Source organism: Gluconobacter sp., assembly GCF_047722525.1.
GTDB lineage: Bacteria > Pseudomonadota > Alphaproteobacteria > Acetobacterales > Acetobacteraceae > Gluconobacter.
Map to the genome: position 1 here is coordinate 307030 of NZ_JBDNYY010000002.1, position 10368 is coordinate 317397.

12 protein-coding genes are annotated in these 10368 nt (G+C 62.6%); 1 reads left to right on the forward strand and 11 read right to left on the reverse strand.

Annotated features, from left to right (window positions below):
* Positions 1–13 precede the first annotated feature (13 nt).
* The 3 genes from ABF859_RS03485 to ABF859_RS03495 all read right to left on the reverse strand — a co-directional run bounded on the left by ABF859_RS03485 (position 14) and on the right by ABF859_RS03495 (position 2393).
* Entirely contained in the window at positions 14–895 is an 882-nt protein-coding gene (locus ABF859_RS03485) for a CDP-alcohol phosphatidyltransferase family protein (RefSeq protein ID WP_415526149.1), read from the reverse strand.
* 14 nt (positions 896–909) lie between these two features.
* Entirely contained in the window at positions 910–1587 is a 678-nt protein-coding gene (locus ABF859_RS03490) for a phosphatidylserine decarboxylase (protein ID WP_415526151.1), read from the reverse strand.
* 89 nt (positions 1588–1676) lie between these two features.
* Positions 1677–2393 (reverse strand): methyltransferase, encoded by a 717-nt coding sequence (locus ABF859_RS03495; RefSeq protein WP_415526153.1) that lies wholly within the window; start codon positions 2391–2393, stop codon positions 1677–1679.
* A 40-nt stretch (positions 2394–2433) separates the two neighbouring features.
* Here ABF859_RS03495 and gloB point away from each other — a divergent pair, with 40 nt between their 5' ends.
* On the forward strand, positions 2434–3150 hold the full coding sequence (gloB, locus tag ABF859_RS03500) for a hydroxyacylglutathione hydrolase (RefSeq protein WP_415526155.1): 717 nt from the start codon (positions 2434–2436) through the stop codon (positions 3148–3150).
* A 59-nt stretch (positions 3151–3209) separates the two neighbouring features.
* Here the strand turns inward: gloB and ABF859_RS03505 are convergent, their stop codons facing one another.
* The 8 genes from ABF859_RS03505 to ABF859_RS03540 form a co-directional block, all read right to left on the reverse strand.
* Positions 3210–3359: a DUF2474 domain-containing protein gene (locus tag ABF859_RS03505; protein WP_415526157.1), complete on the reverse strand. Its 150-nt coding sequence runs from the start codon at positions 3357–3359 to the stop codon at positions 3210–3212.
* An 18-nt stretch (positions 3360–3377) separates the two neighbouring features.
* Complete coding sequence (gene cydB / locus ABF859_RS03510; protein WP_415526159.1) at positions 3378–4403, reverse strand: cytochrome d ubiquinol oxidase subunit II; 1026 nt, start codon at positions 4401–4403, stop codon at positions 3378–3380.
* 5 nt (positions 4404–4408) lie between these two features.
* Positions 4409–5836, reverse strand: coding sequence for a cytochrome ubiquinol oxidase subunit I (locus ABF859_RS03515; protein WP_415526161.1), 1428 nt, complete (start codon positions 5834–5836; stop codon positions 4409–4411).
* 218 nt (positions 5837–6054) lie between these two features.
* Positions 6055–7119 carry a DUF2125 domain-containing protein gene (locus ABF859_RS03520; RefSeq protein ID WP_415526163.1) on the reverse strand — a complete coding sequence of 355 codons (1065 nt, stop codon included), beginning with the start codon at positions 7117–7119 and terminating at the stop codon, positions 6055–6057.
* A 249-nt stretch (positions 7120–7368) separates the two neighbouring features.
* Complete coding sequence (locus ABF859_RS03525) at positions 7369–8118, reverse strand: lysophospholipid acyltransferase family protein (protein ID WP_415526197.1); 750 nt, start codon at positions 8116–8118, stop codon at positions 7369–7371.
* 45 nt (positions 8119–8163) lie between these two features.
* Positions 8164–8757 (reverse strand): YdcF family protein, encoded by a 594-nt coding sequence (locus ABF859_RS03530; RefSeq protein WP_415526165.1) that lies wholly within the window; start codon positions 8755–8757, stop codon positions 8164–8166.
* Positions 8754–9662, reverse strand: coding sequence for a cell division protein FtsX (locus ABF859_RS03535; RefSeq protein WP_415526167.1), 909 nt, complete (start codon positions 9660–9662; stop codon positions 8754–8756). The genes ABF859_RS03530 and ABF859_RS03535 overlap by 4 nt, the downstream gene beginning before the upstream one ends.
* Positions 9659–10360, reverse strand: coding sequence for a cell division ATP-binding protein FtsE (locus ABF859_RS03540; RefSeq protein ID WP_415526199.1), 702 nt, complete (start codon positions 10358–10360; stop codon positions 9659–9661). Before ABF859_RS03540 ends, ABF859_RS03535 begins: the two co-directional genes overlap by 4 nt.
* Positions 10361–10368: the final 8 nt, after the last annotated feature.

Genomic DNA, 10368 nt, shown 5'->3' on the forward strand with positions numbered 1-10368 from the left:
GGGTCTTCTACCTTCACGCGGGTTCTTCTTCCACCGTTTCCGACATTTCTTCCGCTGCCTGTTTCAGGCGGTGATAGGAGCGGCGGGAGAAGGGGAGGATCGCGATATAAAGCAGTCCGGCGCCGGCAAGAGCGCCCCAGGGGTCTGCGACCAGAAGGGCGGCGTAGAGGCCGGTTCCGAGCATCAGGGGCAGGACGTAGCGCGCCGGGACCTTGAAGTTCTTGAAAGACCAGACCGGCAGCGTCGAGACCAGAAGCAGGCCGGTGACGATCAGGCAGACGGCCGAGACGAGGGGCAGGCGTGCAAAAGCGGCCAGACCTTCGGCATGGAGGCGGTCGGCTTCGAGACCCAGAAAGACGGGAAACAGGACAAGTCCCGCTCCGGCAGGGGCCGGGACGCCCGTGAAGAAGCTGTAGGAATAGTCCGGCTTGTCGTCGTCATCGAGGCTCGCATTGAAGCGCGCGAGACGCAGGGCCATGCAGACCGTGAACAGGATGCAGGGGACGAAGGCGTAGCGTCCGGCATGTTCGAGCGACCACATCAGCAGCACGAAGGAGGGCGCCACGCCGAAGCACACGAAGTCCGACAGGCTGTCGAACTCGGCACCGAAGCGGGTGGCGCCCTTGAGCAGGCGGGCGATCCGTCCGTCCAGTCCGTCGATGCAGGCCGCGATCAGCAGGGCAACGGCCGCGGGTTCGAACTGGTGTTCGAGCGCGAAACGCATGCCGCTGAGCCCGGCGCAGAGGCCGAGCATCGTCATGATGTTGGGGATAAGGCGGTTGAACGACGGGCCTCGCACGCGGGTGCGGGGATTGCGACCCATGCGGCGGAGTCTGCGGCGGATCCGGCGTTTTCTGGCGGGGCGGCTGGCGTCAACCGTCGGAGGCAGGGTCATGAACGGCGTCTGGCTCAGAGTTTTGCCAGGACAGTTTCGCCACCAACCATGGTCTGTCCTTCCACAACCAGAGGTTCGACGCCGGGGGGCAGGTAGACATCGGTGCGGGAGCCGAAGCGGATCAGACCGAAGCGCTCTCCCGCTTCCACGCGGTCACCTTCCTCCACGAAGCACAGGATGCGGCGCGCGATCAGACCGGCGATCTGGACGACGCCGATATTGCGGCCGTCCGGCAGGGTCAGGCGCAGTTCGTTGCGTTCGTTGTGTTCGGAAGCCTTGTCGAGGCTGGCATTGAGAAACTTGCCGGCATGATAGGCAATTTTCGTCACTTCACCGGCGGCGGGCATCCGGTTGATGTGGACGTTCAGCACGGACAGGAACGTCGAGACGCGCCAGACCGGCGTGTGGCCCATTTCCAGAGCGGCTGGCGGGGTGACGAGGGCGACGGACGTGACGCGGCCATCAGCGGAGGCCAGTACCAGATCGGCGCGCGGCGGCGGGACGCGCTTGGGGTCGCGGAAGAAGTAGAGGCAGAACGCCGTGAAGGCGATGCCTGCGTTGCCCAGCAGGCGGGTGGCGCGCCAGGGCGTGGCCCGTCCGAGCAGCCCGACGAGCGAACCCGCGAGGAGGAAGGGAGTCGCGGCGCGATGCGGCGGCGACAGGACAAGCTTGAAGGACTGGATCAGCGACATGGAACGCACTCTTACGGCACACGGCGGGAGGGTCAAGAATTCGCCACAAAGAAGGCGTTTTTCGGGCAGGTTTTCCGCAGCCCCGGTCTTCAGGCGGGTTCGGCGACCTGTCGGGGGAGCGGGACGCGCAGTTTTTCGTCGATCAGCGGCGTTCCGGCATAGACGTTCTTGCGGGCTGTGACGATGTGTACGCCGCCGCAGGGAAGGCGCATTCCCCGCCCGATCCTTTCCATCAGACGGCCATGTGTGGCGGACAGGGTGGCAGGCGGGGCCATCAGGGCCCCGGAGTGCTGCTCGATCCTGAACAGTGCCTGGTCGAGCAGGCGCGTCAACTGGCCGCTGCTGTAGGGAATGCCGTGGCCGAAGGGTGTGGCGTCGGTGTGGGCCCAGTAGCCGGAGCGGTTTGGAACAACCAGAGTCAGCACGCCGTCATCGGTGAGGGTGCGCCAGATGGCCCGCAGGAAATCCGGGGCGACACGCGTGAACTCGAGCCCGTGAACCACGAGGACGGCGTTCATCGAAAGGTCGTCAAAGGGAAGGCGGCCGCTGTCCACGATGCAGTCTGCCCGGGCGGGGTGGCCTGTTTTGTGGATCTGGGGGTGAAGGAGGCGGGCGGAGACGGCGAATTCGGCACTTTCCGGGAGGTAGGGGGCTGTGTAGCCTATTCCGAGGATGCGTCGGCCACGCATGGGGGGCATGATGCTTCGCAGGCGCTCGTTGAGGAGCAGGGCCGTGCGCTGACCCTGCCGGCTTTCATAGAAAGTCGCAGCATCATCGGAACGGGTGCGGGCCAGAGACGTCAGCATGCAGCAACCTCATCAGCAAGACAGTCCAAGGGGAACAGTCATGCCACTCGATATCAAGCCGATTCCGGTTCTGTCCGACAATTATGCCTGGCTGCTGACCGCGACGGCGGGTCCGCGCGCTGTTGTGGACCCCGGCGAGGCGGGGCCGATCATCGAGGAAATCGGGGAGGGACGGCTGGACATGATCCTGCTGACCCATCATCACGCCGATCATACGGCGGGGACGGAGGCGCTGCGGGAGCGCTATGGCGCGAAGGTCTATGGGCCACGCCAGAAAAAGGAATGGCTGCCCCGACTGGATCATGACGTCGAGGACGGGGACAGTTTCTCCCTGGGCGGCACGGAGATCCAGGTCCTGTCCACGCCGGGGCATGCGGTCGGGCATGTGTCGTATGTGGTGTTCGAGGTGCCGGCGCTGTTCTGCGGGGATGTGCTGTTCAGTCTGGGATGTGGGCGCCTTCTGGAAGGGACGGCGCGGGAACTGTTCGACAGCCTGCATCGCTATGACATCCTGCCGGACAGGACGCTTGTCTGTGCGGGGCATGAATATACCCGTTCCAATCTGGCCTTTGCCCTGCATGTCGATCCGGACAACGGGGCGCTGAAGGCCCGTGCGGGGGAAGTCGAGCGTCTGCTGGAAGAGGGGCGGCCGACGTTGCCGGTGACGCTGGGAGTGGAGCGCAGGACCAATCCTTTCCTGCTTGCTCCGGATGTCACGACGTTCGCCCGGCTGCGCAGGGAAAAGGACAGTTTCTGAAGGCACAAAAAAGCCCCGTCTCTTTCGAGCGGGGCTTTTTTGTGCGGTGTCTTCGGGCTTTACCAGCCGAAGATGACCTTCTTGAGAAGTTCGGCACCGAGGCCGACGACGACAACGCCGCCAGCCCAGATCGCCACGAACCAGCCCACTCGTTTCATCCAGTGAAGGAAGCCCGGTTTCTGGTCAGGCTGTCCGTATTCGATCCGCATGGGCCGGCCTCCCTGTTCTCAGTGGTAATTCTGTCCGGCGGCCATCTTTCCGCGGAACACGTAGTACGAGTAGGCCGTGTAGGACAGGATCAGTGGCAGCAGGAACATCGTGCCGACCAGCAGGAAGGTCTGGCTTTCCGGCGGGGAGGAGGCCTGCCAGATGGTGATGGTCGGCGGTACGATGTACGGCCACACATTGATGCCCAGGCCGCTGAAGCACAGGAAGAACAGACCCAGCGTTGCAACGAACGGCAGTAGGTGCGAGCGCGGGTTGCGCAGTCCGAGGAAAAGGGCGCCTGCCAGCACGACGACGGCCACGGGGACAGGTGCCACCAGGGCCAGCTGCGGCATGGCAAGCCAGTGCTGCATGTAGGTGGTGTGCAGCATGGGCGTCCAGACGGAGACCAGGGCGATGGTGATCAGCATCAGTCCGCCGAACGCGAAGGAAACCCGGCGCATCGTATCGTGGAGTTCGCCTTCACAGCGCCACAGCAGCCAGGTGGCGCCAAGCAGGGCGTAGCCGATGACGACGGCAACGCCGCAGAACAGGGCGAAGGGGGAGAACCAGTCGAAGCTGGAGCCTACGAACACGTTGTTCTCGACCTTGATGCCCTGGATGAGGGTTCCAAGGATGACGCCCTGCATGAAGGCCGCTACGAAGGATCCGCCGCAGAAGGCCCAGTCCCAGAAGAACTGGCTCATGGGGGATTCCGCCTTGAAGCGGAACTCGAAGGATACGCCGCGCAGGATCAGGGCCAGCAGCATGAACAGGACCGGCAGGTAAAGCGCCGGAAGGATCGTGCCGTAGGCGACGGGAAATACGCCGTAGAGCGCAGCGCCTCCGAAGATCATCCAGGTCTCGTTGCCGTCCCAGACGGGGGCGACGGTATTGACCATGAGGTTGCGGTGTTCACGGTCCTTTTCCTTGAGGAACAGGATGCCGATCCCGAGGTCGAAACCATCAAGGCAGATATAGAGGAAAATGGAGGTTGCTGCGAGCAGCGCCCAGACGACGGGGAGCCAGAAGGAGGCTGTTTCTGTCATGGTTCTTACTCCGCCATGCCAGCGTCGGGCTGGGGCTGATGGGAGACCTGTGTTGTACCCGCAGCGCGCTGGGGCTGATCTTCGGCCGGGCCGTGCTGATCCGGATGAGGCTCCTCAGCGAAGGTCCGCAGCAGGATGGTGATGCCACCTGCAAACACGATGAAATAGACCACGACGAAGGCGACCATCGAGGTTGCGATGTTCGGGAGCGCGATCGGGGAGACGCTGTCGGACGTCCGCAGCAGGCCATAGACCGTGAAAGGCTGACGGCCGACTTCAGTCGTGATCCAGCCGCAGAGCAGGGCCAGGAAGCCCGCGGGCGACATGAACAGCGCGATACGATGCAGAAGGGGCGTGTCGTACAGTCTGCCTTTCCAGCGCAGGTACAGGGACCACAGGCCGACCAGCACCATGAGCATGCCGAGCGCGATCATGATCCGGAAAGAGAAGAACAGCAGCGGCGAGTAGGGACGGTCTTCCTTCGGGTAGTCCTTCAGGCCCGGCACCTTGCCGTCAAGGCTGTGGGTCAGGATCAGCGAACCCATGTACGGGATGCCAATCTTGAAATGCGTCGTCTCGTTCTTCATGTCCGGAATACCGAACAGAAGCTCAGGTGCGCGGCTTTCGGACTCCCAGTCCCCTTCCAGGGCGGCGATCTTGGCCGGCTGGTATTCCAGCGTGTTCAGGCCCTGCGTATCGCCGGCCAGAACCTGGATCGGAGAGACGATGGCGGCCATCCACATGGCCATGGAGAACATCAGGCGGACCTGTTCGGAAGCCTGACGGCCTTCACGACGGGCCTTGAGCAGATGCCATCCGGCCACGCCAGCCACGATGAAGGCTACGCACAGGAACGCGGCGAGCCCCATATGGACGATGCGGTACGGGAAGGACGGGTTGAAGACGATCTGCCACCAGTCAACGGGAAGGAAGCGTCCGGTTGCCTCGTCGATACGGTAACCGCGGGGCGTCTGCATCCAGGAGTTCGAGGACAGGATCCAGCTCATGGAGATCAGGGTGCCGATCGAGACCATGCAGGTGGCGGCGAAATGGAGGCCTTTGCCGACGCGGTTGAGGCCGAACATCATGACGCCGAGGAAGCCGGCCTCCAGGAAGAAGGCCGTCATGACTTCATAGGCCAGCATCGGACCGAGGATCGGACCGGCCTTTTGAGAGAAGGCCGACCAGTTCGTTCCGAACTCGTAGGACATGACGAGGCCGGAGACCACGCCCATGCCGAAGACGACGGAGAACACTTTCAGCCAGTATTTGAAAAGGTCGAGATAGGCACTTCGGCCCGTCTTGAGCCACAGTCCTTCGAGGACAGCCAGATAGGCTGCCAGACCGATTGAGAACGCCGGGAATACGATGTGGAACCCGACCGTGAACGCGAACTGGAAACGCGCCAGGAATAGAGCCGACAAGCCAAACATGTCGATTGCCTTCTGGGTAGATGGCGCGACACGGCAATCGTCGGGAAAGACGTTGGATCCCTAGGGAGGCCGCGCACGCACAACAGGGTAACGAAATTGTGATTGCTTCGTATGTCGCCGTCTTCTGACTCTTTTCAACGCGTTTAGCCAGAAAAAGTTTGATATGCAGGCCATCTTTTTGACAGGAATCAATGCGTTATCATCAATTTCTGGGGTGGTCAGGGACTCTGGAAATGTTGGCTGATGAGCGCGGATGTGACCTGTGCATCCGGGGTCATCCTGCCGTTGATGACTGGAACGGACAGCGAGAGCGGTTGTTCCCGCATGCCTGACGGAATGGACGTTTTCTGCAGCAGTTTGCGCAGCATTTCCTGAAGATCCGGTGAGAGTCGCGACTGTATTTCCGGGCGTTCGAGCAGATGGGCGGCCAGTTCATGCCAGCGGGTCACGGTAAGTGTGAGTGTGCCGTCGTAGTCTGGCAGGTTGAGGGGCCCTGCCAGTATGATCCGGTTGTCTGGGGAGGTTGTTGCGGGAGAGGCGGATGCGTCCTGCAGAAGGAGGCGCCCATAGGATGTGGCGTCGAGAAGGGAAAGACCTGCGGATGTGGGGGGGGCGGTCAGGGCGATCGCCAGATGGGCGTTCTGCAGGTCGCTGGCGAAACCGTATGGCAGGGGAAAGCCTGTTACTTTCGCGGCGTTCACGTTTATGCCCAGACGGGTGGCGCCAGCTTGCGCCTCCGGAAACCGGATGAGGCGTCCTGAGAGGGACAGGAGGGAAAACTGCCTGTCCGGCCAGCGGCCTGAGAGCGCCAGTTCAAGCTGTGGGACTGAAAAGGTCAGATTTCCGGGATTTCTGAGGCGGATCTGGAGGTTCGACGCAAGGGCCGTCAGAATGTTTCCATCCAGAACAAGGCGCGCGGCCTGATGCCCTGTCAGTGACAGGGGGAGACCTGATCGAAGCAGGTGAATCCATGATCCGCCGAGACGAATATGCTCTCCTGCCCATCCCGCGTCGTAGGGAGCGGCGGTCCGGGTGGCATGGGCCGTCTCCAGTCTGTCGAGTTCTACCCAGGCGCCGAAAGGCCAGCCGCCCTTGCGGAGCGGAGTCGCTTCAATGGTCCAGCCGTTTTCGCGTGCGGTGGCCATGGCGGTCTGGGTGGTGGCTTCCAGCCTGTTGATCGTATGGTACCAGGCGACTGTATCCAGCGCGGCTGATATTGCGAGGACGGCAATCAATACCACAGCGCATCTGCTGTAACGGACAGTAAAGAACGGACGATCCATTGAGCATGTCTTTTCAGATCTGGCTGTGGGATTGGTCAAGCCCCATCCGTTTTATCCCCAGCCATTCAAAGCGCTTCGAAAAAGCCGGAAAATGCTCACGTGTCCGTGATTCCGGGTAGGGTTTCTGAAAGGATGTGTTAGCGAAAACCGCGGAAGATCAAGGGGTGTGGAGATTCTGTTTCAGTCAGAACGTCAGGAGAAGGCTGGATACGGAATACTGTTGAAAGATTTCAGTTTTTTGCAGCCCGGTCATGCATTTTTCGGGTCCACAGAGTTATCCACAGGATCTCGGGGCAGGGCGTGGGTTGTGCACAGTTCGTCCCATGCGCTTTCCAGTGACTGCGTGAAGGCCTTGCGTTCCTGCTGGGGCGCAAGAGGCTGGCCGATGACGACGTGAAGGACGCCCGGGTGTTTGAGCCACGGATTGCGGTCCCAGAACAGTCCTGAGTCGGTGGCGACTGGTACGACGGGGACGTCCGCCTGTCGCGCCAGGGCAATGATGCCCGGCTGGATCGGATGGCGTTCTCCGGGGAGGGTCCGGGTACCTTCGGGGAAGATGATGATCTGGCGATTGTCGGCGTGGGCGGTTTTTGAAGCCTGCATCATGTCGCGAAGGGCTTTTGAACCGGCTTTCCTGTCGACGGCGATCATGCCGGTCAGGAGGAGCATCGGACCTACGACGGGGATACGGGTCAGTTCGGACTTGATGATGTAGTCGGGCCGGTCAACGAGGTTCATCCAGATGAAGCCGTCGAAGAAGGACTGGTGCTGAGAGGCAATCAGCAGGGGGCCGGAGGGAAGGTTTTCCTGCCCCGAGATATCGATGCGGACCGAGCAGATCCGGGTAAAACCGGCCAGGACGGCCCGCGCCCAGAGTTTGGCGTAGGACAGGGCCAGATCCTGTCGCTTCATCAGGCGGATCGGAATGGTTCCGAGGCCCATGAACAGGGTGATCCAGAAAAGATAGAGATTGAACAGGACGCCGCGCAGAATGCTCATCATGCTTTTCTGCACACCAGAAAAGCAGCCTCGGCACAAGGGCTGTCAGATGCCGTCAAGTCCTTCGCGTCCGTCCGGAAGGCCGGTGAGAGCGCCGATTTCCGCCCCAAGAAGCTTGTTGTATTCACGGAACATCAGGAACAGCGTCCGGCGGGACAGGGGGCCTTGCAGGGCGAGAGGTACGACCGGATAGGGAATGAGGGCCAGATCGGGGGCGACGCGGTGGATTTCGAGCATGGCGCGGCGGATATGGTAGCCGGCCGTGACAACAAGCAGGCGTCTGAGGTGGCTGTCCCTGGCCCACTGGGCCGTTTCGTGGGCATTGCCGATCGTGCTGGTGGCGCGGCGACCCAGTGTGATCCGTTCTGCCAGAGGTGAGGAGGGAGGTTCCTGTTGCAGTCGGAGAATATGCTGCAATGTGACATGGGGGCCGACGCCTGAAATCAGGAGCAGGTGTCCATAACCGCCCCTGAGGAGGGTAATGGCGGTATCCACCCGCTGCTCTCCGCCCGTCAGGGCGACAATGCCGTCGCAGACGGAGGCGGTCGCGGAGGTTTTGCCAGCATCCTGAACGAACCATGCGAATCCCGCCAGCCAGAGACCTCCCAGTGCCAGACATGCTCGGAACATGCGCCTCATGGCAGGCGCCGGAGCCAGAGGAGCACGACCGTCTGTGCGGTGATCCAGCCCAGACAGGCGGCCATCAGGGGGAGGGCTGCGAGTCCCTCGAGAAGCATGCGAGGCAGGACGTGGAGGGTGTTCCACCAGCTTGCGAACATATCCTCCCATGTCGTGACCGGGAGCGTGGCGATGCCGGTGTCATGCGAGAAGGGGGCAAGTTTCCTGGCGAGCATGGTGATGACCGGGCTCAGGAAAAACACTCCCGCAAGGCCTCCGGCGAGGCTGAGGAGTGCGGCCCGTCCTGCGATCCTGCTGGCAATGGTCAGGTCACTGGCGCCGAGGAAATGGACGATTTCGACGGCCTTGCGCTGGGCCATGACGGAACGCCGGACGGTCATGCCCACCGACAGGATCGCGATGGCGGCGATGAGGCTGACGGCAAGCCAGGCACAGGCGACGAGGCTGCTTCCCAGGCCATTGAGGCGCTCTCCCCAGCGGCGGTCTTCTTCCACGACCGCTTCGGGGAGGGCCGCATGGACGATGGCGCCCAGATCGGGTGTGCCGGTATGGGCGACGATCAGGACGACGGGCAGGGAAAGCCCGGGCAGATGCCCGCTCCCCGAGACTTCTCCCAGCCATGGGGCGAGGAGGGTCTGCACCTGCTGAGGCGAGAGTTCCCGGACTGTCGTGACATCGGCCGTTCTGTGCAGGGTCTGGATCAGGGCCTGGGTGCGGTCTTCAAGGCGGGGCGTGTCGGACGGGATTTCAATGGTGGTGGCGTTGCGGGCGGCGCCTGACCAGCCCTCGGCAAGCGTCTGAACGCCTGTCAGGCCGGTCAGGGAGAGGCCGGCAAGCAGGGTCATGAGTGCCACCAGAAGCGGGAGGCTGCCCGAACGCAGGCCGGGCGAGACAGGCGCGCTCACAGGCTGCCGCTCCCAGGGGCTGGATTTCCGTCCTGAGTTTCGGAGCCGGCAATTGTGCCGTTCTGGAGGGCGATGGATGATGCGGGGGCTTCGCGGACCAGGGCTTCGTTATGGGTCGCGACGATGACGGTCGTTCCCATGCCGACCAGTTCCTGAAAGGTGGCCAGCAGGCGGCGTGCCTGAACGTCTTCCAGGGCATTGGTGGGTTCGTCGGCCAGCAGGAGTTCCGGTCGGCCGATCAGGGCGCGGGCGATGGCGGCCCGCTGCTGTTCGCCGCCGGAAAGGGTTCCGGGACGCTTGTCTGCAAGATGCACGACGTCCAGCCATTCCAGAACGGCGAAGGCCTCACGTCTGGTGTCACGTTCGGAAGCCCCGCGCAGTCTGAGAGGGAGCGCCACATTGTCGAACACCGTCCATTCCCCGATCAGGCGATAATCCTGTGGAACAAACCCGATCCGGCGTCTCAGGTTGCGCAGGGCCGAACGGCTGGCATGACTGACGGAGACGCCGAGCATATCCATCTGGCCACCGGAGGGGCGTGTTTCGAGTGTCAGGAGGCGAAGAAGACTCGACTTGCCAGCGCCAGACGGCCCGAGCAGCCAGCGGAATTCTCCCTGTGGCACGGTGAGCGTCAGATTCCGGAGAACCGGTTGTCCCACGCCGGGGGGCATCATCGAGACATTCAGGAGGCGGATCATGAGGCTTT